The organism is Acidipropionibacterium thoenii DSM 20276, assembly GCF_000423445.1.
In the GTDB taxonomy this organism is placed as follows: Bacteria; Actinomycetota; Actinomycetes; order Propionibacteriales; family Propionibacteriaceae; genus Acidipropionibacterium; species Acidipropionibacterium thoenii.
The window spans coordinates 460007-484239 of the sequence record NZ_KE384018.1 but is presented as its reverse complement, the minus strand read 5'-3'; the positions used below and the strand labels follow the sequence as shown (position 1 = coordinate 484239).

Sequence of the window (24233 nt, the reverse complement as noted above, 5' to 3'; positions counted from 1 at the left end):
GTCCGACCTTATCGCAGGGTGTCCTCGAGGCGGCGACCCATCACGAAGGTCGCCACCCAGATGATCGCGAAGATCGCGCCGACCAGGTACATCATCGGGGTCGCCAGCCCCAGCAGGATCCCCGCCAGCTGGGTGAGCCAGCCCAGCGGGTAACCCCAACCGCGCCGCAGCCCGGCCGCCGAGATCACCGCCAGCACCGCGCATCCGCCGCCCAGCGCGGCCGCGGTGGCCAGCGACACCGCCGAGACCAGCACCATGCCGGGGATCGCCAACCCGAAGACGACCACCTGGCAGATCAGCCCGGCCATCAGCGGGGAGCGCATCGGATTGTCCTGCGCCAGGCTCCCCGCCCGCGCCAGGCTCACCAGGAGTCCCCGTCGCTGTCCGGCTCGTCGTCGACGGCCTCCAGGGGCTGGCCCTCCATCGCCTCGATCTGCTCATCGGAGAGCTGCGGGACCTCCACCACGGCCTGCGGCCCCGAGTGCAGGGGGTTGACGCCGTCGGGCAGCAGGATCCCTCGCGCCTGGCCGGCCAGCACCACCGATCCGGCGATGAGGACGCCGGCACCCGGACCTGCGCTCTCGGCCAGTCGGATCCCCTCACCGATCGCCTCGGCGACCGTCGGGCTGGTGATCCGGTGATCGCCGTCCCAGTACCTGGCGGCGATCTCGTCGATCTCCTCCAGGGTCCTGGCCCTGGGCAGTTCCGGCATGGTGGTGAGCACCACCTGGGAGACCGCCGGGGCCATCTCGGCGAAGACCCCGTCGATGTCCTTGTCCCGCATCGCGGCGACCACCGCGATGAGCGGGTTGAACTCGAAGGACTCGGTGAGCCCGGCCACCGCCGAGTGGGCCCCGTGCGGGTTGTGGAAGGTGTCGAGGATCACCGGCGGATTGCGCCGCACCACCTCCAGGCGGGCCGGGGCGTCCACCTCGGCCAGGCCCTGCTCGATGATCTGGGGATTGAGCGGGGAACCGCCCATGAAGGCCTCCACCGCCGCCACCGCCAACGCGGCGTTGTGGGCCATGTGCTCGCCGAACAACGGCAGGTACAGCTCCCCCAGCGGTCCGCCGGCGGTCTGGATCCGGATCACCTGGCCGCCCACCGCACCGCGCCGCTCCAGCAGGGCGAAGTCCGGGCCCTCCAGGACCGGGTGGACGCCGGCATCGGTGCACTGGGCCAGCAGCACCGCGGCGGCCTCCGGCTGCTGGCCGGCGATCACCGCCGCACAGCCCGGTTTGATGATCCCGGCCTTCTCGGAGGCGATCTTGGTGAGGGTGTCGCCGAGGATGTGCATGTGGTCCATCGCCACCGGGGCCACCACGGCCACCTGGGCGTCGACCACATTGGTGGCGTCCCAGCGCCCGCCGAGGCCCACCTCGACGACCGCGACGTCGACCGGTGCGTCAGCGAAGACCGCGAAGGCCATCGCCGTCATGACCTCGAAGAAGGTCGGTGCGATCCCGTCGATGTGCTGGTCGTCGACCATCTGCACCATCGGGGAGATCTGCTCCCAGATCTCATCGAAGTACTCGACGCTGATCGGCTCGCCATCCACACAGATCCGCTCCCGCAGATCGACCAGATGGGGCGAGGTGTAGCGACCCACCCGCAGCCCGGCGGCCCTCAGCAGGGACTCCACCATGATCGCGGTGGAGCCCTTGCCGTTGGTGCCGGCGATCTGGATCACCGGGTAGGCGCGCTCGGGATTGCCCAGCAGATCGAGAATCGCTCTCTCGCGGTCCAGCCCGGGCCCGATCCGGTGCTCAGGCCAGCGGGCCTGCAGCGCCTCGACGAGCTTGAGATGCTCGGCCGCTCTCAATAGATGACCTCACCGTTGCGGCGTCGCTCCCGCAGGCTGGCCAGCGCCTCGGCGAGGATGGCCGCGGCCTCGGCATCACTGCGGCGTTCCTTCACATAGGCCAGGTGGGTCTTGTAGGGAACCGTCCTCGGCGGGGCCGGCGGGTTCTCCTGGTCACGGTTGGCGGGCAGTCCGCACTTGGGGCACTCCCAGGTGTCGGGGATCGCCGCCTCGGCGGAGAACACCGGGCGCACCACGTGATGGTTGGCGCAGTAGTACTGGACCACCTCGCGGGGTGCGGCCTCTCCGCGCTCGGCCTCTCCGGCCGGTCCGGCGCCCACTCTGCTGCCTCGGATTGCACTTCCACCAGCCACGACCTGGTCACTCTCCCTTGTTTGAAACTCATAGTGGTTGCGGCGTCGTCCCCCTTGGACGGCGCCACCGTGAGCCGATCAGCTCATTCGAAGTGGTAGACCACCAGCAGCCCGATGATGCAGGCCAGCCACAGCAGGCCCATGATCGTCGTCAGCCGGTCGAGGTTTCGCTCCGCGATCGAGGTGCCACCCATCGAGGTGGACACGCCACCGCCGAACAGGTCGGACAGGCCGCCGCCCTTGCTCTTGTGCAGCAGGACGAAGAGCGTCAGGATCACACTGAAAACACACAGGACGATGGACAGGGTCAACACAGGCCATGTCATAAGCGGCGCGAGAGTCACATCCTCTACCCTAACCCACGAAACACCGCGCCCCGGACCATGGGGCCCGGGGCGCAGTGGGTGGTGCAGCGAGTCAGCAGCTCACTTCTGGTAGAAGGTCACGATGCTGGCGAAGTCGCCGGCCTTGAGGGAGGCCCCTCCGACCAGGGCACCGTCGACATCGGGCTTGCCCATGATCTCGACGACATTGCCCGGCTTGACCGAGCCGCCGTACTGGATCCGGACAGCCTCGGCGGTCGGCCCGTCGTAGAGATCCCCGACGGCCTTGCGCAACGCCCCGCAGACCTCCTGGGCGTCATCGGCGGTGGCCGTCTCGCCGGTGCCGATGGCCCAGATGGGTTCATAGGCGATGACGAGCTTGGCGACGTCGGCGGCATCGATCCCGGCCAGGTCGGCCGTGATCTGGGCGACGGTGTGCTCGACGTGCTTGCCGGCCTTGCGGACCTCCAGTGGCTCGCCACAGCACACGATCGGCGTCATGCCGTACTCGATGACCTTCTTGGCCTTGGCGTTGACGACCTCATCGGTCTCGTTGTGGTACTCGCGGCGCTCGGAGTGGCCGACGACCACGTAGGAGCAGTTGAGGGCCTTGAGCATCTCACCGGAGACCTCACCGGTGTACGCGCCGTCGTCGTGGGCCGAGATGTCCTGGGCCCCCCAGGCGATCGGCAGCTTGTCCCCCTCGACGAGCACCTGGACGGTGCGGATGCCGGTGAACGGGGGGATCACGACGGCCTCGGCCCGGCTGGGGTCGTGGTCCTTGTCGACCAGCGCGGAACCCAGGTCCTGGACCAGGCTCATGCCGGCCTTGTAGTCCAGGTTCATCTTCCAGTTACCGGCCAGAATCGGCTTGCGGGACATCAGTTGCTCTCCTTCAGGACTGCGATACCGGGGAGTTCCTTGCCCTCCATGAGCTCCAAGGAGGCACCACCACCGGTGGAAATGTGACCGAACTGGTCATCGGCGAAGCCGAGCGAGCGGACCGCGGAGGCGGAATCGCCACCGCCGACCACCGACAGCCCCTTGACCTCGGTGAGGGCCTGCGCGACAGCGCGGGTGCCCTCCTCCAGGCCCTTGATCTCGAAGACGCCCATCGGGCCGTTCCAGAACACCGAGGCGGCCGAACGGATCGCATCGGCGTACAGCTTCTCGGTCTGCGGACCGATGTCCAGACCCATCATGCTGACAGGGATCTCGTTGGCGGCGACCACGTCGATCTCGCCGACGGTGTGGGCACCGAAGTCGATCGCGTCGGAGACCCGGACGTCGACCGGCAGCAGGATCTTCTTGCCGGCGGCCTCGGCCTGGGCCAGGTAGCGCCTGACGGCCTCGATCGAGTCGTCGTCGACCAGCGAGCGGCCGACCTCGTTGCCCTCGGCCTTGATGAAGGTGAAGGCCATTCCGCCGCCGATCACCAGGGTGTCGGCGACCTTGAGCAGGTTGTCGATGACAGCCAGCTTGTCGGCGACCTTGGCGCCACCGAGCACCACCACGAAGGGACGCTTCGGGTCATCGGTGAGGCCCTCGAGGACCTTCACCTCCTTCTCGACCAGGGATCCGGCAGCGCTCGGCAGGAGCTTGGCGATGTCGTAGACCGAGGCCTGCTTGCGGTGCACGACGCCGAAACCGTTGGAGACGTAGAAGTCGCCGAAGGAGGCGTACTTCTTGGCCAGCTCGGTGCGCTCGGCCTCGTCCTTGGAGGTCTCGCCCTTCTCGAAGCGAACGTTCTCGACCAGCGCGATCTCGCCGTCCTTGAGGGATGCGGAGGTCCGCTGGGCCGAGGGGCCGACGACATCGGAGGCGAGCTTGATGTCGAGACCCATCAGCTCACCGAGACGCTTGGCCACCGGGGCCAGCGAGAACTTGGGGTCCACCGCACCCTTCGGGCGTCCGAGGTGGGCCAGCACGGTGGTACGGGCGCCGGCCTGGTGCAGCTGCTCCAGGGTGGGCAGGGCGGCCTTGATGCGGCCGTCGTCGGTGATGGTCTCGCCGTCGAGCGGGACATTGAAATCGCAGCGGATGACAACCCGCTTGCCTGACAGGTCGCCGAGGTCCTCAACTGACTTCATGGACGATCCTTTCTGTACTGGGAGAAGTGTGCGGTGCACACGGTGTGCCGGCGGACATGGGCGACGGCCCCGCACCCCGAGAGGGGCACGGGGCCGTCGTGCATGTCACGCCGTTGGGCTCAACGAGCTCAGGCCAGCTTGCTGGCGACGAGCGAGGTGAGGTTGACCAGACGGTTGGAGTAGCCCCACTCGTTGTCGTACCAGGACAGCACCTTGACGAGGTTGCCGATGACCTTGGTCTCGGTGGCGTCGAAGATGCTGGAGTGCGAGTCGTGGACGATGTCGGTGGAGACGATCGGATCCTCGGTGTAGGCCAGGATGCCCTTGAGGGGGCCCTCGGCGGCGGCCTTGACGGCAGCCTGGACGGCCTCGACAGTGACCTCCTTGGAGGCCTCGAAGGTGAGGTCGGTCAGCGAGCCGGTGGGGGTCGGGACGCGAACGGCCAGGCCGTCGAACTTGCCCTTGAGCTCCGGGATCACCAGGGCGACGGCCTGAGCGGCGCCGGTCTTGGTGGGGATCATGTTGAGGGCGGCGGCGCGGGCGCGACGCAGATCCTTGTGGGGGGCGTCCAGCAGCTTCTGGTCACCGGTGTAGGAGTGGATCGTGGTCATGATGCCGCGCTCGATACCGAAGGTGTCGTTGAGCACCTTGGCCAGCGGAGCCAGGCAGTTGGTGGTGCAGGACGCGTTCGAGATGATGTTGTCGGTCGCGTTGTCGTAGTCGGCGTCATTGACACCGATCACGAAGGTGCCGTCGACGTTCTTGCCGGGGGCGGAGATGATGACCTTCTTGGCGCCACCATCGATGTGGGCCTTGGCCTTGGTGCCATCGGTGAAGAAACCGGTGGACTCGACGACGATCTCGACGCCCAGCTCGCCCCAGGGGAGCTCGGCGGGATCGCGGTGGGCGAGCACCTTGATGTGCTTGCCGTCGACGATGATGCCCTCCTCATCGTAGGACACCTCGCCGGGGAAGCGGCCCAGCAGCGAGTCGTACTTGAGCAGGTGGGCCAGAGTGGCGTTGTCGGTGAGGTCGTTGACAGCCACGACATCCAGGTCCGCCTTCTGCTCGAGCAGGGCGCGGAAGAAGTTGCGGCCGATGCGGCCAAACCCGTTAATACCAACCTTGACGGTCATACAGGGATCTCCTACAGATGTGATGTGTGCCACTGTGGGGCACGCGGACATATCCAAGGATAGCCAATAGATCCGGGCGCCGCGCGGCGGTCCGGACTTTCCTCCGCACGACCCCTATCGTTCATCCCCCGTTGGCCCCCGGTTCAGGAATGCTCCTCCCGGATCTCGGCGGGCAGGCTCTCCAGGGTGGTGGGGATTCCCTGGGCCTTGGCGGCCTTGTCGGCGGTGGCCAGCAGACGCCGGATCCGCCCGGCCACGGCGTCCTTGGTGAGCGGCGGGACGTGCAGCTGGCCGAGCTCCTCGAGGCTGGCGTTGCGGTTGTCCAGCCTCAGCCGGCCGGCCTCCAGCAGGTGGTCGGGGACATCGTCCCCCAGGATCTCCAGGGCCCGCTGCACCCGGGCGCTGGCGGTCACCGCGGCGTGCGCCGAACGGCGCAGATTAGCGTCGTCGAAATTGGCCAGCCGGTTGGCCGAGGCGCGCACCTCGCGGCGCACCCGGCGGTCCTCCCAGGCCAGCACCGCCTCATGGGCGCCCATCCGGGTGAGCATCGCGGCGATCGAGTCGCCGTCTCGGATCAGCACCCGCTCGACGTGGCGGGCCTGGCGCGACTTCACCGAGATGTCGAGACGCCGCGCGGCCCCCACCAGTGCCATCGCGGCCTCCGATCCGGGGGCGGTGATCTCCATCGCCATCGACCGGCCCGGCTCGGTGAGGGAGCCGCGGGCCAGGAAGGCCCCGCGCCAGGCGGCCGCCTGGCAGCACTGGCCGCCACCGACCACCGCCGAGGGCAGTCCCCGCACCGGACGCCCGGATCGGTCGATGAGTCCGGTGAGCCGGGCCAGATCCCCGCCGCCGCGGGCCAGCCTCAGCACATAGCGGGTGTTCGGGTGGATCCCCGAGCCGTGCACGACCACCACATCGGCATCGAGGTGGTAGATCTCCTGGATCGACTGGCGCAACCGACGGACCGCACCCCCGGAGTCCAGCTCGGCCTCGATGACGATGTGGCCGCCCACCAGGTGGATCCCGCCCGCGAACCGCAGGGTCGTCGCGATCTCCGAACGCCGGCAGCACATCTTGGGCACGACGACGGTCGACAGTTCGGACTTCACGCGGGCGGTGAGGGCCATCTGGTGGTTCCTTTCCTGGGATGGCAGCGAGGCCGACGGGGTCTGTCGACCAGGTCAGTGCGCCGCGCAGCCCATGATCTCGGCGTAGGCGGAGGCCAACCGTAGCGTGTCGTGACGAGCCGTGCCGTCGCGCACGGCCAGGTCGGCCTCCACCAGCTCAGCCCCCAGATTGCGGGCGTAGGAGGCCAGATGGGAGTCCTCGGAGGCGAAGTTCCGGTCGGCCAGGATGGTGTCGAAGCGGATCCGCGGCTCGTGCTCGGCCAGCACCTCCAGATGGCGGGCGGGGCTGAATCCGTCGGTCTCCTCGGTGGGGGCGATGTTGAGGGCGAGGATCTTGTGCGCCGGGGACTCGATGATGGCATCGGCGATCTCCGGCACCAGCAGGTGGGGCATCACCGAGGTGAACCATGAGCCGGGGCCCAGCACCAGGTAGTCGGCGTCGGCGATCGCCTCGATGGCTTGCGGGCAGGCCGGCGGATCAGCCGGCTCCAGGCGGACGGTGAGCACCTCGGCGCGGGTCTTGGCGACGGTGGCCTGCCCGGTCAGGGTGTAGGTCTCGTCGGGGCGCAGCGGGTCCAGGCCGATCACCTCCGCGGAGATGTCCAGCGGCACCAGGGCCATCGGCAGCACCCTTCCGCGGGTGCCCAGCAGTTCGGCGACCATGTCCAGCCCGGCGACCGGATCGCCGAGCTCCTGCCACAGCCCGGCGATCAACAGGTTGCCGATGGCATGTCCTGCCAGCTCACCCTGGCCCCCGAACCGGGACTGCAGCACCTCGGCCCAGGTCCGTCCGACCCGGTCGTCGGCGCACAGCGCGGCCAGCGCCCGGCGCAGGTCCCCGGGCGGGAGGCAGGAGAACTCCTCCCTCAGCCGTCCCGAGGATCCGCCGTTGTCGGCCACCGTGACGATCGCGGTGATCTGCGAGGTGACCCGGCGCAGTGCCCGCAGCGAGGCGGCCAGCCCGTGACCACCGCCGAAGGCGGCCACCACCGGCCCGTCGAGGGTGTTCTCTCCCTGTTTGAGCGCCATGGTCACTCCCTGCCCAGATCCCGGTGCAGCACTGCGACCGGGCGTCCCCTGGATCTCAGCCGACGAGCCAGCTCCTCGGCGATCGCGGTACTGCGATGCTTTCCTCCGGTGCAGCCGATCGCGACCGTCACCTGCTTCTTGCCCTCCCGAAGATATCCCGGTTCCATCCCGGCCAGGAGCTCATCGACCCGGTCGATGAACTCGCGGGCCCCGCTCTGGGCCAGCACGTAGGAGGAGACGTCGGGAGACAGCCCGGTCTTGGGCCGCAGCTCCGGCACCCAGTAGGGATTGGGCAGGAAGCGCACGTCGAAGACCAGATCCGCGTCGATCGGCACGCCGCGTTTGAACCCGAAGGTCATCAACTGGATGGTGAGCTGGTCATTGACCTCGGCGAAGGCCGAGTCGATCCGCTGGGCAAGCTGGCGGGTGGTGATCGAGGTGGTGTCGATCACCAAGTCCGCTGCGGCCCGCACCCCCGACAGCATCCGGCGCTCCCGAGCGATGGCGTCCAGCAGATGGCCGCCGTGCTGGAGCGGGAGCGGCCGACGGCTGGACTCCTGACGCTTGACGATCGCCTCGTCGGAGGCCTCCAGGTAGACCATCTGCGGTTCCACGCCGCGGCTGTGCAACTGGCGCAGCGCGGCGTCGAGGTTCTCGAACATTCCGCGGGTGCGGACGTCCAGCACCACGGCGAGCCGGTCGACGCCGTTGACGGAGGTCTCCGAGACCAGCTCCGACAGCATCGCCGGCGGAAGATTGTCGACGACATACCAGCCCAGATCCTCCATCGCATGGGCGGTGGTGCGCCGGCCGGCCCCTGACATCCCGGTGATGACGACCACCCGCTGCGGGGCGGGGCTGGCGGGGGTGTCGACTGGACTGGTCACGGGCCCATCGTAGGACCCTCGTCGCGGTTCAGGGGATCGATGGGGTCACGGGGTGGGACCCTCCTCCAGCACCTCGCCGGTGGCGGTGTTGACGGCCGGCTGAGGCGCGGCTGCACTCAGCGCATCGGCCACCGACCGGGCCAGCACCGGCCCGAACCCCGGCACCTCGGCGATCTGGTCGACGCCGGCCGCCCGGAGCGCCCGAAGGCTGCCGAAATGCGCCAGCAGGGTCTTGCGGCGCACCTCCCCCAGGCCCGGCACCTCATCGAGGACCGACTCCACCATCGCCTTGGAACGCCGGGAGCGGTGGAAGGTGATGGCGAACCGGTGGGCCTCGTCGCGCAGCCTCTGCAGCAGGTAGAGCCCCTCGGAGGTCCGCGGCAGGATCACCGGCCACTCCTCGTCGGGCAGCCAGACCTCCTCGAGCCGCTTCGCCAGGCCGCACAGCGCGATCTCGTTGGCCAGGCCGAACTCCTCGAGCACCTCCTGGGCGGCGTGCACCTGGGGGGCTCCGCCGTCGACGACGATGAGATTGGGCGCATAGGCGAACTTGCGGGGAGCGCCGGTGGTGGGATCGATGAGGGTTCCGGTGACGTCTGCCCCGTCGGAGGCTCCCTGGGCCCCCTCGGCCATCGCCTGACGGTCGTCCAGCAGCCTCTTGAGACGCCGCGACAGGACCTCGTGCATCGCCGCGAAGTCGTCGGAGCCGTCGAAACTCTTGATGATGAACCGGCGGTACTCCGATTTACGGGCCATCCCGTCCTCGAAGACCACCATCGAGCCGACCACCTGGTGGCCCTGGATGTGCGAGATGTCGTAGGACTCCATCCTCAGCGGGGCCCGGTCCAGGCCCAGCGCCTCCTGGATCTCCTCCAGGGCCCGGGTCCTGGTGGCCAGGTCCGAGGAGCGTTTCAGCTTGTGCTGGGCCAGCGCCTCGGCCGCATTGCGGGTGACGGTGTCCATCAGGGTGCGTTTGTCGCCGCGCTGGGGCACCCGGATCTCGACATGGGATCCGCGCGACTCGCTCAGCAGTTCCTTCATCGCCTGAGGGGAGGCCGGTTCGTGGGAGACCATCACCAGCCTGGGGATGACGGGGCCCTGGCCGGTCTCGCGGACCTCGCCACGGGTGACGTCGCCGGCGCCGTAGAGGGTGAGCAGGAAGCTCTCCATCAGGTCACCGGCCTCGGCGTCGTCGGCCCGGTCCGCGACCCAGCCGCGCTCGCCGCGGACCCGTCCACCGCGGACGTGGAAGATCTTGACGGCCACCTCGAGGGGGTCCATGGCCAGCGCGATGACATCGGCGTCGGTGCCGTCCCCCAGCACGATGGCGTTGCGCTCGGTGGCCTTGGCCAGGGCCCCCAGGGAGTCGCGCAGCACGGCGGCCTTCTCGAACTCGAGGTTGGTGGCGGCGTCCTCCATCTGGCGTTCGATCCTGTGGACCAGCCCGGTGGAGTGACCGGCCATGAAGGAGCAGAAGTCGTCGGCGATCTGGCGGTGCGCCTCGGGCCCGATGCGTCCCACGCAGGGGGCCGAGCACTTGCCGATGTAGCCCAGCAGGCAGGGCCGTCCCTGGGCTCTGGCTCGGTTGAAGACGCCGGTCGAGCAGGACCGCATCGGGAAGACCCGCAGCAGCGTCTCCATCGTGTCGCGGATCGCCCAGGCCTGCCCGAAGGGGCCGAAGTAGCGCCAGCCGCGGCGGTGGTTGCCGCGTCCGACGAAGACCCTGGGGAACTCGTCGGTCCAGGTGACGCACAGCCACGGGTAGGTCTTGTCATCGCGGTACATCACGTTGAACCGCGGATCGAACTCCTTGATCCAGGTGTACTCGAGCTGCAGGGACTCCAACTCGTTCTGGACCACTGTCCACTGGACGTGGGCGGCGGTGGTGACCATCCGCTGGGTCCGCGGGTGAAGGGCCGAGATGTCCTGGAAGTAGGAGTTGAGCCGGTTGCGCAGGTTCTTGGCCTTGCCGACGTAGATCACCTGGCCGTGCTCGTCGCTGAACCGGTAGACCCCGGGCTGGGTGGGGATGGTGCCGGGGGCAGGGCGGTAGCTGGACGGGTCGGCCATGCCTGCAAGGGTAGGTGCTGGCACCGACGGTTCTGGTGCGGGATCGATACGGTGGGCACGTGCAGCTACTCCTGATCCGCCACGCCCAGTCCGCCAACAACCTGCTGGCGGCATCCGATCCCGGCAACTACGCCGACCGGCGGGTCTCCGATCCCGGCATCACCGATCTGGGGGTCCAGCAGGCGGCGGCGCTGGGAGCCTGGATCGGCGGCGTCTGGCCCAGGCCGACCCGGCTGTACTGCTCTCCGATGAAGCGCACCATCCAGACCGCGACGCCGGTCGCCGATGCCCTCGACCTGCCGCTGGAGGTGGAGGACTTCCTCTACGAACGCCCCGGCCCGCTGGACGGTTTCGGACCGACCCAGAAGGCTGCCCGGGGATCCTCGCTGTCCGACCTGGCGGCGATCACCGCCAGGGCGCAGTTCCCGGAGTCGGTGACCGAGCAGGGCTGGTACCGCGGCGACGTGGAGACCCCCCAACAGGTCGCCGAGCGGGCCCTGGACATCGCCGACTGGATCCGCCGGGCGCATTCCGAGGAGGACTGCGTGGCGATGGTGATTCACGGCGCGATCGGGGCCCTGGTGCTGTTCGCGATCATCTGCCCCGAGAGGCTCCAGCTGATGGCCGACTGCCCGATGGGCTCCGAGCCGTGGTGGTTCAGCCTGGACAACACCTCCACCTCGATGATCAGCCTGCTGCCAGGTGGCGGCGTCGAGGTGCACTGGATCAACCGGGTCGACCATCTGGTGTCGGCCGGCCTGGTGACCGGGGCCAGTGCGATCCCGACGGTCAACGCCCTCACCCGGTAGTCTCAGCACCCCGCACCAGAGGAGAACATGATGGCAACCACACGACGTGCACTGCTGCGAAGCGGTCTGGGACTTGCTGCTCTGGCCACCGGAACCGCCCTGTCCGGCTGTTCGGGCGGAGGCTCCCAGCAGGTCACGCCGTCGGGCCCCTTCGAGGTCGATTCCTCCCAGGTGCCGGTCGGCAGCGGAACCGTCTTCGGCAAGGCGGGATATGTCGTCACCCAGCCGACCAAGGGCTCCTACAAGGCGTTCAGCGCCGTCTGCCCGCATGCCGGCTGCGATGTGTCCAAGGTCTCCGACGGCCAGATCATCTGCCCCTGTCACGGCTCCCGGTTCGCGATCGCCGACGGCTCGGTGACCCAGGGCCCGGCCACCAGCGGGTTGGGGGCCGCCACCGTGACGGTGGAGGGCTCGAAGCTCAAGATCTCGGCCTGATCTGTCCCCCATTCTCGTCGCGGCCGGCCGAGCATGGCGCCGTCTGACGGCAGGATGGTCGATGCATCGTCACCCCAGCTCTCCACCATTGAGGAAGGCAGTCCCATGGCCAGCTCCCCCGTCCCCCAGGATCCGCGCATCAGTCGCTCCGAGGCCGAGGCGGTGCTGGGTGCCCGGGCCGACCTCGGCCCGTCGATGGAACCGGCCGTGGTGGACTCCTTCGCCGCCAAGGTGACCGCCGAGATCCAGCGTCAGGTGGCCTCCGAACGGGAGGCCCAGCTGTCCCAGACCAGTAATGCGGTGCCGGCCGGTGGCCGGATCGCGGTGGCCATCATCTCGGTTGTGATGTCGATTCCGCTGACGGCCGTCATGTTGGGCACCAACGGTGGGCTGCTCGGCGTCCTGATCTGCTGGGTGGGCCTGGTCGTGGTCAACGTCGCCCTGGCGATGAAGCGCTGATCCTCCCCTGCCTGCTCCCTCGTGCCCGCACTTGTCCTTTCCGCCTCTTTCTTTCTCCCCCTTCCTTGCGCCGTTGATCCAGTAACTCCTCGTTGATCCTCATGCAACGGGATCAACGAGGAGTTACTGGATCAACGCCGAGCTGGGTGGGGAGAGCCAGGGCACCTCGGCGGGGATCGACCCATCTGGCAGGCGCCTGTCCGGTCGGCCCCGGAGTTGTCCACAGCTGGAGGTTGTCCACAGCTTCGGTGCCGGACGCTGGACAGCCCTCCGGCGGTGTGGCCAACTCAGGTCATGAACGACGACATGGGGCGAGTGCGACTCGTGAGGGACCTGGTGCGCACCGGCGTCAGCCACAACGTCCTCGCGAAGGGGAGGCGGAGCGGCTCCTGGACGCAGGTCAGGAGAGGCGCAGTGGTGCCCGGCGACCTCTCCGAGGATGAACGGATGCGGCACCGGGAGCTCATTGCCGCAACGGTGCCGGCGCTGGTCGGGGGCAGCTTCGCCCTGAGCCATGTCTCGGCGGCTGTGCTGCTGGGCATGCCGCTGATGAATCAGGGCCTGGACTCGGTGTGGATCACCCGGGTGCCGGGCCAGGGGCGGAGCTCACATCGACGTCCTCAACTGGTGAGCAGGGTGTGCGGGCTGGAGGATGACGAGCTGGTCGAGGTGAATGGTCTCCCGCTCACCTGTCCGGAACGAGTGGCGCTGGATCTGGCGCGCGAGTTCGGCTTCGTCACCGGCGTCATGAATGCGGACTCGGTGCTGCACGCCGGTGGATCCAGGAGCTTCCTGCTGGAGCTGGCTGAGCGAGGTGCCGGTCGTCCTGGGAACAAGGTGGCGCGGAGAGTCGCCGAGTTCAGTGACGCGCTGCCCGAGAGCCCCGGCGAATCCATGATGAGGGCCTCGCTGGAGATGCGGGGTTGCCCTCCTCCGGCCCTGCAGTACGTCGTGAGGACCGCCGATGGCCAGGTCATCGCACGGTGCGACTTCGGGTGGCCGGAGCACGGAGTCGTCGGCGAGTACGACGGCAGGGTGAAGTACGGCCGATTGCTCAAGCCCGGGCAGAGCGTCTCCGACGTCGTCGTCGCGGAGAAGGAGAGGGAGGGACGAATCATGGAGCAGGGGCTGCGGGTCATCCGGTTCTGCGCCGCCGATCTTCGACGCCCTGATCTGGCAGCCGGGCGGTTGAACAGGGCTCTCCTCGGCGGGTCGACGGCCTTGGAAGCCGGTCGTCCTGCGCGTTGATCCAGTAACTCCTCGTTGATCCTCATGCAACGGGATCAACGAGGAGTTACTGGATCAACGCGGGAAGAAGGGGAAAGGGAGGAGAGGGAGGAGACGGTCAGGAGGCCTTGCGGGACCGTGACCTGCCGGACGTGCTCGCCGTGCTCTCGCGGCTGGAAGCCTTCCTGGCGGCCTTCTTCGCCGCCACCGGTGCGATGAGCACCGGCTGGTCGCCCACCGGCACCCGATGGCCGGCCAGCACCTCCTTGAGGTACTGCCCGGTGTAGGAGGCCGGGCAGTCGGCGACCTCCTCCGGGGTCCCCTCGACCACCACCGTGCCGCCCCCAGACCCCCCCTCAGGCCCCATGTCGATGAGCCAGTCAGCGGTCTTGACGACATCCAGGTTGTGCTCGATGACGATCACCGAGTTGCCCTGATCGACCAGCTTGCCCAGCACCGCGAGCAGCTTGCGGATGTCCTCGAAGTGCAGCCCGGTGGTCGGCTCGTCGAGGACATAGAGGGTGTTTCCGGTCGACCGGCGGGCCAGCTCGGAGGCCAGCTTCACCCGCTGCGCCTCACCACCTGACAAGGTGGTCGCCGGCTGACCGAGCCGGACATAGCCGAGCCCCACCTCGACCAGGGTCTTCAGGTGGCGGTGGATCGCCTGGATCGGCTCGAAGAAGACCGCCGCCTCCTCGATCGGCATGTCCAGCACCTCGGCGATGGTCCTGCCCTTGTAGTGCACCTCCAGGGTCTCCCGGTTGTACCGGGCGCCGTGGCACACCTCGCAGGGCACGTAGACATCGGGAAGGAAATTCATCTCGATCTTGATGGTGCCGTCGCCCTGACAGTTCTCGCAGCGCCCGCCTTTGACGTTGAACGAGAACCGCCCCTGCAGGTAGCCGCGCACCTTGGCCTCGGGTGTCTGGGCGAAGAGCGCCCGGATCTTGTCGAAGACGCCGGTGTAGGTCGCCGGGTTGGAGCGCGGGGTGCGCCCGATCGGGGTCTGGTCGACGTGGATCACCTTGTCGACGTTGTGCACCCCCTCGACGGTGTCGTGCCGGCCGGGCACCGCCCGGGAGCCCTGGATCTGATGGGACAGCGAACGGAACAGAATCTGGTTCACCAGGGTGGACTTGCCCGATCCGCTCACCCCGGTGACGACCACCAGCTGGCCGAGCGGGAAGGACACGTCGATACCGCGAAGGTTGTTCTGCCGGGCCCCGCGCACCACCACGTCACGGCCGGTGCGGGGACGGCGCTCGGCCGGCAGCGGGATGCAACGGCGCCCCGACAGATAGGCCCCGGTGATGGACTCCGGATTGTCCATCAGTTCGGAGACCGGCCCGGAGACCACCACCTTGCCGCCGTGCTCGCCGGCTCCGGGGCCGACGTCGACCACCCAGTCGGCGACTCTGATGGTGTCCTCGTCATGCTCCACCACGATCAGCGTGTTGCCCAGATCGCGCAGCTTCAGGAGGGTCTCGATGAGACGCCGGTTGTCGCGCTGGTGCAGTCCGATGGAGGGCTCGTCGAGGACGTAGAGCACCCCGACCAGTCCCGATCCGATCTGGGTGGCCAGCCGGATCCGCTGGGCCTCTCCGCCCGACAGCGACCCCGCCGAGCGGGACAGGGTGAGATAGTCCAGGCCGACGTCGACCAGGAATCTCAGCCGGGCCCGCACCTCCTTGACCACCCGCTGCGAGATGGTGGCCTCGCGGGCGGACAGTTCCAGCGACTCCAGGAACTCCCAGGCCTCGGCGATCGACATGTCGGAGACCTCGGCGATATTCCTGCCCCCCACCGTCACCGCCAGACTGGCGGGCTTGAGCCTCCTGCCACCGCAGGCCGGGCAGGGGCTCTCGCGCAGATAGGCCCCCCAGCGCGCCCGGGCCGAGTCGGTCTCGGCCTCGTCGTAGCGGCGCCGCACGTAGTGCATCACGCCCTCGTAGTTCTGGGAGTAGCTGCGCAGCCGGCCGAACCGGTTGCGGTAGCTGATCATCACCGGGTCGCCGTCGCCGTGCAGCACCAGGGCCTGCGCCCGGGACGGCAGCTGATCCCAGGGGACGTCCGGATCGAAGCCGTTCGAGTGGCCGAGGGCCTCGAAGACGTGCCGGTAGTGGTTGGCGACCTGCGGCGTCGACCAGGCGGCGATCGCCCCGTCGGACAGGCTCAACCCCCGATCGGGAACCACCAGGTCCGGATCGACCTCCAGAGTGGTGCCCAGCCCCGAGCACTCCGGGCAGGCCCCCCAGGGACCGTTGAAGGAGAACTGCCGAGGCTCCAGCTCGTCGATGTCGATGTCGTGCTGGTTGGGGCAGGCCATGTTCTCGGAGAACCGGCGAATCCGGTCGGGGGCGCTCTCCTCACGGTCCACGAAGTCGATCGCCACCAGACCGTGGGCCAGCCCCAGTGCCGACTCCACCGACTCGGTGAGACGCTGCTTGGCCGAGCCCTTGATGGAGATCCGGTCGACCACCACCTCGACATTGTGCTTGCGCTTCTTGTCCAGGGCCGGAGGATCGTCCAACCGGTACACCTGATCGTCGACCCTCACCCGGGTGTAGCCATCGGTCACCAGCTGACGGAACAGTTCGACGAACTCCCCCTTGCGGCCCTGGACGACCGGGGCCAGCACCTGCAGCCGGGTCCTCTCCGGCAGCGCCATCAGCTGGTCGACGATCTGCTGGGGGGTCTGACGGGAGATCCTCTCCCCGCACACCGGGCAGTGCGGCACCCCGATCCGGGCCCACAGCAGACGCAGGTAGTCGTGGATCTCGGTGATCGTGCCGACGGTGGAGCGCGGATTGCGGGAGGTGGACTTCTGGTCGATCGAGACCGCCGGGGACAGCCCCTCGATGAAGTCGACGTCCGGCTTGTCCATCTGGCCGAGGAACTGGCGGGCGTAGGCCGACAGGGACTCGACATATCTGCGCTGGCCCTCGGCGAAGATGGTGTCGAAGGCCAGCGACGACTTGCCGGACCCGGACAACCCGGTGAACACGATCATGGCGTCACGCGGCAGAGACAGACTCACGTTGCGCAGATTGTGCTCACGGGCACCCCGGATGATGATGCGATCACTCACGGGAGACATCGTATGTGGCGGCACCGACAGTTCCGGCCGAGCCTGCTCCGCGACCCTTCCGACGGCCTGTGAATCAGCCGTGGATGGCAGCTGAGAAGGTACGCAATCGGGATCCGGCGTCGTGGCATCCGGTCAGGCGCACTAGGTTGGGGGCCATGACCTCGGACTCGACCAGAACCAGCGCATTGCACATCAGCGCCGGAACCGACGAGATCCGCGCCGCCAAATTGGAGGCCACCCAGCGGCTGCTCGGATCCACCATGGGGATCTCCGAGGAGCAGTGGCAGTCCCCCAGCCGGCTGCCGGGTTGGACCCGTGCCCATGTCGCCACCCATCTGGCCCGCAATGCCGACGCCTTCACCCGAGTGGTCAGCGGACTGGCCGAGGACCGGCAGGTGCCGATGTACGACTCCCGGGCCGAACGCGACCAGGAGATCGAACGCGGATCCGAGCGCGACGGGCTGGCCCTTCAGATCGACCTGGACACCAGTGCGGGACGCCTCCACGAGGCCTTCGACCTGCTGGAGGCGTTGCCCCCGATGACCACCGTGGAGCTGGCACCCGGTCTGGAGATCGACTCCGGCCAACTGGCCACCGCCCGGCTCGCCGAGGTGCTGCTGCACCATCTCGACCTGGATGTCGGCTTCTCGCTGTCGGACATCTGCCCCGACGCGGCCGGCTGGCTGCTGGCCTGGGTGTGCTTCCGGCTGCGTGGCCGGGCCACCATTCCTGCCATGCGGATCCTCAGCGACACCGGTCTCACCGACCGGATCGGCGGTTCGGGTTACGCCCCCACTGTGCGGGGGTCGGACGCCGCGCTGGCCGGTTGGCTGTCGGGCCGCACCGGCCCCGAGGAGCTGCGCGGGGTCCAGAACCTCGCGATCCCGTTGCTGGGCTGAGGGTCAGTCCTGAGTCGTCGGGGAGTCGGAGTGCTGGCCGCGGCCCAGCTGCCGGGAGCGCAGCATGCTGGCCACCGCCGTCACCGCCAGGGTGCCGACGATCACCGCCAAGGAGATCTCGGTGGAGATCTCGGCGTGGCGGCCGAACCACTTCATGGTCAGCCCGTAGTGGTTGAGGGCGTGCAGGATCAGCTTGACCGAGATGAACCCCAGGATCACTGACAGCCCCAGCGGCAGGTAGACCAGCCGGTGCAGCAGATTGCCCAGCAGGAAGTACAGCTGGCGCAGCCCCATCAGGGCGAAGACATTGGCGGTGAAGATGAGATAGGCCTCACTGGTGAGCCCGTAGCTGGCCGGGATCGAGTCCAGGGCGAAGATGAGATCTGCGGTGCTCAGCGCGATGACGACGGTGAACAGCGATGTCACCAGCACCCTGCCCTCCTGACGGACCACGAACGAGGTGCCGCGGTAGTCCCCGGTGGTCGGCAGCTTGCGGCTCATCCAGCGGGTCACGGCGTTCTCGGCGGCGTCCTCGTCCTCCGACTGCGAGTCCTTCCTGAAGAAGTCGCGCAGCAACCCGATCGCCGAGTACAGCAGGAAGGCACCGAAGATGAAGAAGACCCAGGACCAGGCGTTGAGAACCACCTGACCCAGCCCGATGAAGACCCCGCGGAAGACCAGCGCGGCCATGATCCCCACCAGCAGCGTGAACTGCTGCAGATAGCCCGGCACCTTGAACTTGTTCATGATGATGATGAAGATGAACAGGTTGTCCAGCGACAGGCTGTACTCGGTGAGCCAGACGGCGTAGAACTCCTTGCCGTGCTCGGCCCCCTGCAGGAGCGTCACCCCCAGTCCGAAGAGGATCGCAAGGCCCACATAGAGGCCGATGAAGAAGGTGCACTCCTTCATCGTCGGCATGTGGGGACGCCGCCCCAGGATCAGGGCGTCGGCGAGCAGCAGCCCCACCATCACGACGATGGTGATGACCCAGACATAGAGATGAACCTGCACCCGAACCTCCAGATAGCCGTGCGGGGATGAGAGGATCCTGCGACCCCCGCCCGGAGAACACTACTTGGCCGCCTCCACCATCTGGCGCAGCTCCTGCTTGAGGTCGGCGATCTCGTCGCGCAGCCGGGCCGCCACCTCGAACTTCAGCTCGCCGGCGGCCTGGCGCATCTCCGAGCTGAGCTCGACGATGAGGTCGCCGAGCTGGGAGGCGGCCATCGAGGAGGTGTCGAGATTGCGGCGTCCCTCCATCCCGGCGGCATCGGAGCCCGCGCTGCGCCCGCCGGTCACCGAGGAGACCAGGGCGTCGGTGTCGGCGTCCTCGCGGGCCAGCATCTCGGTGATGTCGCCGATCTTCTTGCGCAACGGCTGCGGGTCGATTCCGTGCTCGGTGTTGTAGGCGATCTGGATCTCGCGACGCCGGTTGGTCTCGTCGATCGCCACCTGCATCGAGTCGGTGATCTGGTCGGCGTACATGTGGACCTCGCCGTTGACATTCCTCGCCGCCCGGCCGACGGTCTGGATCAGGGAGCGCTCCGAGCGCAGGAAACCCTCCTTGTCGGCGTCCAGGATGGCCACCAGGGAGACCTCCGGGAGATCCAGCCCCTCTCGCAGCAGGTTGATGCCGACCAGCACGTCGTACTCCCCCATTCTCAGCTGGCGCAGCAGCTCGATGCGTTTGAGGGTGTCGATCTCCGAGTGCAGGTAGCGGGTCCGGATACCGTGCTCCATCAGGTAGTCGGTGAGGTCCTCGGCCATCTTCTTGGTGAGAGTGGTGACCAGCACCCGCTCCTGCTTGTCGACCCGGATCCGGATCTCGGCCATCAGGTCGTCGATCTGACCCTTGGTGGATTTCACGATGATCTGCGGGTCGACCAGGCCGGTGGGGCGGATGATCTGCTCGACGACGCCGTCGGCCCGTTCGGTCTCATAGGGCCCCGGGGTGGCCGACAGGTAGACGGTCTGGCCGATCCGCTTGACGAACTCGTCGAACTTCAGCGGCCGGTTGTCCATCGCGCTGGGCAGCCTGAAACCGTGCTCGACCAGGGTGCGCTTGCGGCTCATGTCCCCCTCGTACATCCCGCCGATCTGCGGGATGGTGACATGGGACTCGTCGACCACCAGCAGGAAGTCCTCGGGGAAGTAGTCCAGCAGGCAGTTCGGGGCCGAACCGGGCTCGCGACCGTCGATGTGCCGCGAGTAGTTCTCGATCCCGGCGCAGGATCCGACCTGGCGCATCATCTCGATGTCGTAGTGGGTGCGCATCTTGAGCCGCTGGGCCTCCAGCAGCTTGCCATCGCGCTCCAGCACCGCCAGCCTCTCCTCGAGCTCCTTCTCGATCCCGGTGATGGCCCGTTCCATCCGCTCGGGGCCGGCCACGTAGTGGGTGGCGGGGAAGACGTAGACCTCCTGGTCCTCGCTGACGATCTCCCCGGTGAGCGGTTGGAGGGTGGTCAGCGCCTCGATCTCGTCGCCGAAGAACTCCACCCGCAAGGCGTTCTCCTCGTACATCGGGAAGATCTCCAGGGTGTCCCCGTGCACCCGGAAGGTGCCGCGCTCGCCGGCGATGTCGTTGCGGGTGTACTGCTCGGTGACCAGCTGGCGCAGCAGCTTGTCGCGGTCCCACTCGTCGCCGACTCTCAGCGTCACCATCCGGTCGACGTACTCCTGGGGGGTGCCCAGACCGTAGATCGCCGAGACGGTGGCCACCACGATGACGTCACGACGGGTCAGCAGCGAGTTGGTCGCCGAGTGGCGCAGCCTCTCGACCTCCTCGTTGAGGCTGGAGTCCTTCTCGATATAGGTGTCGGACTGGGGGATGTAGGCCTCGGGCTGGTAGTAGTCGTAGTAGGAGACGAAGTACTCGACGGCGTTGTCGGGGAAGAAGGTCCGCAGCTCCTGGGCGAACTGCGCGGCCAGCGTCTTGTTGGGCTGCATCACCAGCATCGGGCGCTGCACCCGCTCGGCCAGCCAGGCGACGGTGGCCGTCTTGCCGGTACCGGTGGCCCCCAGCAGGACGACGTTCTGCTCCCCTGCCTTCAGCCTCTTCTCCAGCTCGTCGATGGCCTTCGGCTGATCGCCGGAGGGCTCGAAATCGCTGACGACGTGGAAGGGGGCCACCCGGCGGGTGATGTCGGAGACAGGACGCATGACCTCCACCCTAGGCGGGCCCACCGACACTTTCCCGACAGCTCAATCCAGCAGCGCGCACAGCCGCTGCCAGACACCGTCGACGATGCCGGGCAGCGCATCCAGCGGCCCGGAGGTGTCGATGAGGATGTCGGCGACGGCTCTGCGCTGGGCCCTGTCGGCCTGGGCGGCCAGCCGGGCGCGGGCCTGGGACTCGGACATCCGGTCGCGGGACATCGCTCGGCGGATCTGCTCCTGGGGGGAGATATCGGTGACCAGGATGACGTCGAAGTCGGCTGCCCGGCCGGTCTCGATGAGCAGCGGCAGATCGTGGATCACGATGCGGTCCGCCGGCGCCGAGGCCTCGATGCGGGTCGCCTCGGCCTCGACCAGGGGGTGCAGGATCGATTCCAGCCGGCGTCTGCCGACCGGATCGGAGAACACCAGGCCCGCCAGCGCAGCCCTGTCCAGGGTGCCGTCCGGGGCCCGGACGCCGGGGCCGAAGGCCGCGATGACGGCGTCCAGCCCGCGGGTGCCGGGGGCCACCACCTGGTGGGAGAGCAGGTCGTAGTCGATCACCAGCGCGCCGTGGCCGGCCAGCAGCCGACTCACGGTGGACTTACCGGAGGCGATGCCACCGGTGAGGGCGACTCTGTGCCGGCTGTCGCGGTCACTGCCACCGGGTGCCGTGGCGGTCATGGTGTCCTCTCGCAGACAGAGGTGGACCCCATCCGATGATCGGATGGGGCCCACCTCATGGTTCAGCTCAGCGGACCGATCAGTTGCCGGTCAGCTTGTCGCGCAGCGCCTGCAGGGCCTCATCAGAGGCCAGCGAGCCCTCACCGGGGGCCGGCGAGGAGTAGTTCGCGGTGGAGTCGCCGGAGACCGCAGCCTCCTGCTCGGCCTCCTCGGCCGCCACGACCTGCTTCTTGTGCGCCTCCCAGCGAGCCTGCGCCTCGGCGTACTGCTGCTCCCAGGCAACCCGCTGCTCGTCGTAGCCGGGCTTCCACTCGTTGGTCTCCGGATCGAAGCCCTCGGGGTAGATGTAGTTGCCGTCGGCGTCGTAGGAGGTCGTCATGCCGTACAGCGACGGGTCGAACTCGTCGGAGTTGACGTCGACACCCTCGTTGGCCTGCTTGAGGGACAGCGAGATGCGGCGACGGTCCAGATCGATGTCGATGATCTTGACCATCACGTCCTGACCCACCGAGACGATCTGCTCAGGCAGGTCGACATGGCGCTCGGCCAGCTCGGAGACGTGCACCAGACCCTCGATGCCGTCCTCGACGCGCACGAAGGCGCCGAACGGAACGAGCTTGGTGACCTTGCCGGGAACGATCTGGCCGATCTGGTGCAGACGGGCGAAGGCCTGCCACGGATCCTCCTGGGTCGCCTTGAGGGACAGCGAGACACGCTCGCGGTCCATGTCGACGTCCAGCACCTCGACGGTGACCGGCTGGCCGACCTCGACGACCTCGCTCGGGTGGTCGATGTGCTTCCAGGACAGCTCGGAGACGTGGACCAGTCCGTCCACACCGCCCAGGTCGACGAAGGCACCGAAGTTGACGATCGAGGAGACGACGCCCTTGCGGATCTGGCCCTTCTGCAGCTGCTGCAGGAAGTTGTGCCGGACCTCGGACTGGGTCTGCTCGAGCCAGGCGCGACGCGACAGGACCACATTGTTGCGGTTCTTGTCGAGCTCGATGATCTTGGCCTCGATCTCCTGACCCACGTAGGGCTGGAGGTCGCGGACCCGGCGCATCTCCACCAGGGAGGCGGGGAGGAAGCCGCGCAGGCCGATGTCGACGATCAGGCCGCCCTTGACGACCTCGATGACGGTGCCGTCGACGACGCCATCCTCATCCTTGATCTTCTCGATGGTGCCCCAGGCGCGCTCGTACTGAGCCCGCTTCTTGGACAGGATCAGACGCCCCTCCTTGTCCTCCTTCTGCTGGACGAGGGCCTCGATCTCATCACCGACGTGGACGACCTCGAAGGGGTCGACGTCGTGCTTGATGGAGAGTTCCTTGGAGGGGATGACGCCTTCGGTCTTGTAACCGATGTCGAGAAGGACCTCGTCCCGGTCAACCTTGACGACGGTACCGGTCACGATGTCACCGTCGTTGAAGTACTTGATGGTGGCGTCCACCGCGGCCATGAAGGCCTCGGGGCTGCCCAGGTCGTCAACGGTGACCGAGTTGGTGTCGGTCTCGGTGGCGGCAGTCTGCTGGTCGCTGGCTGCGACCGGGTTTGAGGTGGAGGCCTCAGTAGAGGAGGTCATGTAGTAGGGCTCCGATTGGTTGGTGTTCTGGCAACTGCGGTGCAGTTGATGTGCTGTTCAGTTGATGCGCCATGCCCGTACCCCCGCCAGATCCCGAACCGGTGTCCGCCGAGTACACAGCGCACAGGCCACAGTGCCCTACCAAGATTACTCCGCCCAGCCGTGGCCCGGCAAGCCCCCCGGCCCATCACCGCAAGGATCTGTTCAGACTCCCGTCACACTCGCCGCCTAGAGTGTCTGGGGCAATCGAGCTCCCCGGGGAGGACCCACCATCATGAGAGACCAGACCGGCCCGCGCCGGGCGCGGCGCACATCGGCCAGGATCATCGGCCTGGTGGTGGCTGTGGTGCTGCTGATCGTCGGCGGGGTGATGGTCTGGAACCAGAGCCGCAACGCCCACACCTCGGTGGGCGAGCCCAGTCCGGCCCCCTCCTCGGCCCCCGCCACGACATCGACGCCGACCCCGTCACCCGCGGGCCCGACCCCGAGCTCGGCCTCGGCCTCAGCAGGCGAGTTGGCGGGGTGCGCCGCCCAGCCCAGGCCGATCACCCCGGCCACCCTGAGGATCGACCAGATGAAGGTCTCGACCCACGTGCTGTCGCTGGGGCTGGACTCCTCGGGGGCCGCCGCCGCACCGCCCAAGAACGACCCGAGCGGCGTCGCCTGGTTCAACAAGGGGCCCAGGCCGGGTTCGGCCCGGGGCAAGGTGGTGCTCTCCACGCACACCTACCATCTGGGCGGGGCGCTGGGCAATGAGCTCTACGACTCCTCCAACAAGCTGCGCAAGGGAGCCGTCATCCGGCTCGCGGACAGCTCCGGCACCACCGTCTGCTACCGCTTCGATCGCAGCACCAAGGTGACGGTCGCCGACTACGACCCGGATTCCACCGTCCTCTACGACGACGCCGGTGCGCCGATGCTCGCCATCGTCATCTGCTGGGACTACAACAAGGACACCTCCGACTGGGCCTCTCGCATCATCTTCTACGGGACGCCGGTGTGGGCCGGCAGGTGACCCCCGACCCCGGCGCCAGGTCGAGCGGTTTTTGACAAT

General features: G+C 67.9%; 22 protein-coding genes. 6 read left to right on the top strand and 16 right to left on the bottom strand.

The window, feature by feature from the left end; translation table 11 throughout:
- Positions 1 to 8 precede the first annotated feature (8 nt).
- The 11 genes from G554_RS0111665 to uvrC all read right to left on the bottom strand — a co-directional run bounded on the left by G554_RS0111665 (position 9) and on the right by uvrC (position 10840).
- On the bottom strand, positions 9 to 323 hold the full coding sequence (locus tag G554_RS0111665; protein WP_084648507.1) for a DUF4233 domain-containing protein: 315 nt from the start codon (positions 321 to 323) through the stop codon (positions 9 to 11).
- Between the two features lie 38 nt (positions 324 to 361).
- A complete protein-coding gene (locus G554_RS0111660) occupies positions 362 to 1822 on the bottom strand; it encodes a bifunctional folylpolyglutamate synthase/dihydrofolate synthase (protein ID WP_027588038.1) in 1461 nt (486 codons plus the stop codon).
- The gene (locus G554_RS0111655) at positions 1819 to 2175 is read right to left on the bottom strand and encodes an RNA polymerase-binding protein RbpA (RefSeq protein ID WP_084648506.1); all 357 of its coding nucleotides are present in this window, start codon (positions 2173 to 2175) and stop codon (positions 1819 to 1821) included. The genes G554_RS0111660 and G554_RS0111655 overlap by 4 nt, the downstream gene beginning before the upstream one ends.
- Positions 2176 to 2258: 83 nt before the next feature.
- Positions 2259 to 2501, bottom strand: coding sequence for a preprotein translocase subunit SecG (gene secG / locus G554_RS0111650; RefSeq protein ID WP_051232969.1), 243 nt, complete (start codon positions 2499 to 2501; stop codon positions 2259 to 2261).
- A gap of 99 nt (positions 2502 to 2600) precedes the next feature.
- Positions 2601 to 3380 (bottom strand): triose-phosphate isomerase, encoded by a 780-nt coding sequence (gene tpiA / locus G554_RS0111645; protein WP_027588035.1) that lies wholly within the window; start codon positions 3378 to 3380, stop codon positions 2601 to 2603.
- The gene (locus G554_RS0111640; protein ID WP_027588034.1) at positions 3380 to 4588 is read right to left on the bottom strand and encodes a phosphoglycerate kinase; all 1209 of its coding nucleotides are present in this window, start codon (positions 4586 to 4588) and stop codon (positions 3380 to 3382) included. The genes tpiA and G554_RS0111640 overlap by 1 nt, the downstream gene beginning before the upstream one ends.
- Positions 4589 to 4716: 128 nt before the next feature.
- The gene (gene gap, locus G554_RS0111635) at positions 4717 to 5724 is read right to left on the bottom strand and encodes a type I glyceraldehyde-3-phosphate dehydrogenase (RefSeq protein WP_027588033.1); all 1008 of its coding nucleotides are present in this window, start codon (positions 5722 to 5724) and stop codon (positions 4717 to 4719) included.
- A 143-nt stretch (positions 5725 to 5867) separates the two neighbouring features.
- Entirely contained in the window at positions 5868 to 6854 is a 987-nt protein-coding gene (gene whiA, locus G554_RS0111630) for a DNA-binding protein WhiA (RefSeq protein ID WP_027588032.1), read from the bottom strand.
- Between the two features lie 54 nt (positions 6855 to 6908).
- Positions 6909 to 7883, bottom strand: a complete 975-nt coding sequence (locus G554_RS0111625; RefSeq protein ID WP_027588031.1) for a gluconeogenesis factor YvcK family protein — start codon at positions 7881 to 7883, stop codon at positions 6909 to 6911.
- A 2-nt stretch (positions 7884 to 7885) separates the two neighbouring features.
- Entirely contained in the window at positions 7886 to 8770 is an 885-nt protein-coding gene (rapZ, locus tag G554_RS0111620) for an RNase adapter RapZ (RefSeq protein ID WP_281167966.1), read from the bottom strand.
- Between the two features lie 45 nt (positions 8771 to 8815).
- The gene (uvrC, locus tag G554_RS0111615; RefSeq protein WP_027588029.1) at positions 8816 to 10840 is read right to left on the bottom strand and encodes an excinuclease ABC subunit UvrC; all 2025 of its coding nucleotides are present in this window, start codon (positions 10838 to 10840) and stop codon (positions 8816 to 8818) included.
- A 59-nt stretch (positions 10841 to 10899) separates the two neighbouring features.
- Between uvrC and G554_RS0111610 the strand changes: the two genes are divergently transcribed.
- The 4 genes from G554_RS0111610 to G554_RS16090 all read left to right on the top strand — a co-directional run bounded on the left by G554_RS0111610 (position 10900) and on the right by G554_RS16090 (position 13791).
- Positions 10900 to 11649 carry a histidine phosphatase family protein gene (locus tag G554_RS0111610; RefSeq protein ID WP_027588028.1) on the top strand — a complete coding sequence of 250 codons (750 nt, stop codon included), beginning with the start codon at positions 10900 to 10902 and terminating at the stop codon, positions 11647 to 11649.
- 30 nt (positions 11650 to 11679) lie between these two features.
- Positions 11680 to 12084, top strand: a complete 405-nt coding sequence (locus tag G554_RS0111605) for a Rieske (2Fe-2S) protein (RefSeq protein WP_027588027.1) — start codon at positions 11680 to 11682, stop codon at positions 12082 to 12084.
- 105 nt (positions 12085 to 12189) lie between these two features.
- Positions 12190 to 12543: a hypothetical protein gene (locus G554_RS0111600; protein ID WP_051232968.1), complete on the top strand. Its 354-nt coding sequence runs from the start codon at positions 12190 to 12192 to the stop codon at positions 12541 to 12543.
- Between the two features lie 294 nt (positions 12544 to 12837).
- Positions 12838 to 13791, top strand: a complete 954-nt coding sequence (locus tag G554_RS16090; RefSeq protein ID WP_051232967.1) for a hypothetical protein — start codon at positions 12838 to 12840, stop codon at positions 13789 to 13791.
- A gap of 97 nt (positions 13792 to 13888) precedes the next feature.
- On the opposite strand, the gene uvrA is transcribed toward G554_RS16090, so the two are convergent.
- The gene (gene uvrA / locus G554_RS0111590; RefSeq protein ID WP_027588025.1) at positions 13889 to 16867 is read right to left on the bottom strand and encodes an excinuclease ABC subunit UvrA; all 2979 of its coding nucleotides are present in this window, start codon (positions 16865 to 16867) and stop codon (positions 13889 to 13891) included.
- A 251-nt stretch (positions 16868 to 17118) separates the two neighbouring features.
- Here uvrA and G554_RS0111585 point away from each other — a divergent pair, with 251 nt between their 5' ends.
- Positions 17119 to 17757 carry a maleylpyruvate isomerase family mycothiol-dependent enzyme gene (locus G554_RS0111585; protein ID WP_027588024.1) on the top strand — a complete coding sequence of 213 codons (639 nt, stop codon included), beginning with the start codon at positions 17119 to 17121 and terminating at the stop codon, positions 17755 to 17757.
- Positions 17758 to 17760: 3 nt separating this feature from the next.
- Here G554_RS0111585 and G554_RS0111580 read toward each other — a convergent pair whose 3' ends face one another.
- The 4 genes from G554_RS0111580 to rpsA form a co-directional block, all read right to left on the bottom strand.
- Positions 17761 to 18771, bottom strand: a complete 1011-nt coding sequence (locus G554_RS0111580) for a TerC/Alx family metal homeostasis membrane protein (protein WP_027588023.1) — start codon at positions 18769 to 18771, stop codon at positions 17761 to 17763.
- Positions 18772 to 18831: 60 nt separating this feature from the next.
- A complete protein-coding gene (gene uvrB, locus G554_RS0111575; protein ID WP_027588022.1) occupies positions 18832 to 20919 on the bottom strand; it encodes an excinuclease ABC subunit UvrB in 2088 nt (695 codons plus the stop codon).
- 42 nt (positions 20920 to 20961) lie between these two features.
- Entirely contained in the window at positions 20962 to 21597 is a 636-nt protein-coding gene (gene coaE, locus G554_RS0111570; RefSeq protein ID WP_051232966.1) for a dephospho-CoA kinase, read from the bottom strand.
- A gap of 79 nt (positions 21598 to 21676) precedes the next feature.
- The gene (rpsA, locus tag G554_RS0111565) at positions 21677 to 23179 is read right to left on the bottom strand and encodes a 30S ribosomal protein S1 (RefSeq protein WP_027588020.1); all 1503 of its coding nucleotides are present in this window, start codon (positions 23177 to 23179) and stop codon (positions 21677 to 21679) included.
- Between the two features lie 274 nt (positions 23180 to 23453).
- Here rpsA and G554_RS0111560 point away from each other — a divergent pair, with 274 nt between their 5' ends.
- Positions 23454 to 24194 (top strand): class F sortase, encoded by a 741-nt coding sequence (locus G554_RS0111560; protein ID WP_051232965.1) that lies wholly within the window; start codon positions 23454 to 23456, stop codon positions 24192 to 24194.
- The last annotated feature ends 39 nt before the right edge of the window (positions 24195 to 24233 follow it).

What these genes read in the sequence shown, in the direction of transcription:
- G554_RS16090 (WP_051232967.1), top strand. Translation starts at nt 12,838, where the DNA reads ATGAACGACGACATGGGGCGAGTGCGACTCGTGAGGGACCTGGTGCGC.
- G554_RS0111640 (WP_027588034.1), bottom strand. Translation starts at nt 4,588, where the DNA reads ATGAAGTCAGTTGAGGACCTCGGCGACCTGTCAGGCAAGCGGGTTGTC.
- gap (WP_027588033.1), bottom strand. Translation starts at nt 5,724, where the DNA reads ATGACCGTCAAGGTTGGTATTAACGGGTTTGGCCGCATCGGCCGCAAC.
- G554_RS0111585 (WP_027588024.1), top strand. Translation starts at nt 17,119, where the DNA reads ATGGGGATCTCCGAGGAGCAGTGGCAGTCCCCCAGCCGGCTGCCGGGT.
- G554_RS0111600 (WP_051232968.1), top strand. Translation starts at nt 12,190, where the DNA reads ATGGCCAGCTCCCCCGTCCCCCAGGATCCGCGCATCAGTCGCTCCGAG.
- G554_RS0111560 (WP_051232965.1), top strand. Translation starts at nt 23,454, where the DNA reads ATGAGAGACCAGACCGGCCCGCGCCGGGCGCGGCGCACATCGGCCAGG.
- uvrA (WP_027588025.1), bottom strand. Translation starts at nt 16,867, where the DNA reads ATGTCTCCCGTGAGTGATCGCATCATCATCCGGGGTGCCCGTGAGCAC.
- tpiA (WP_027588035.1), bottom strand. Translation starts at nt 3,380, where the DNA reads ATGTCCCGCAAGCCGATTCTGGCCGGTAACTGGAAGATGAACCTGGAC.
- G554_RS0111605 (WP_027588027.1), top strand. Translation starts at nt 11,680, where the DNA reads ATGGCAACCACACGACGTGCACTGCTGCGAAGCGGTCTGGGACTTGCT.
- coaE (WP_051232966.1), bottom strand. Translation starts at nt 21,597, where the DNA reads ATGACCGCCACGGCACCCGGTGGCAGTGACCGCGACAGCCGGCACAGA.
- secG (WP_051232969.1), bottom strand. Translation starts at nt 2,501, where the DNA reads ATGACATGGCCTGTGTTGACCCTGTCCATCGTCCTGTGTGTTTTCAGT.
- rpsA (WP_027588020.1), bottom strand. Translation starts at nt 23,179, where the DNA reads ATGACCTCCTCTACTGAGGCCTCCACCTCAAACCCGGTCGCAGCCAGC.
- G554_RS0111625 (WP_027588031.1), bottom strand. Translation starts at nt 7,883, where the DNA reads ATGGCGCTCAAACAGGGAGAGAACACCCTCGACGGGCCGGTGGTGGCC.
- G554_RS0111665 (WP_084648507.1), bottom strand. Translation starts at nt 323, where the DNA reads ATGCGCTCCCCGCTGATGGCCGGGCTGATCTGCCAGGTGGTCGTCTTC.
- uvrB (WP_027588022.1), bottom strand. Translation starts at nt 20,919, where the DNA reads ATGCGTCCTGTCTCCGACATCACCCGCCGGGTGGCCCCCTTCCACGTC.
- whiA (WP_027588032.1), bottom strand. Translation starts at nt 6,854, where the DNA reads ATGGCCCTCACCGCCCGCGTGAAGTCCGAACTGTCGACCGTCGTCGTG.
- uvrC (WP_027588029.1), bottom strand. Translation starts at nt 10,840, where the DNA reads ATGGCCGACCCGTCCAGCTACCGCCCTGCCCCCGGCACCATCCCCACC.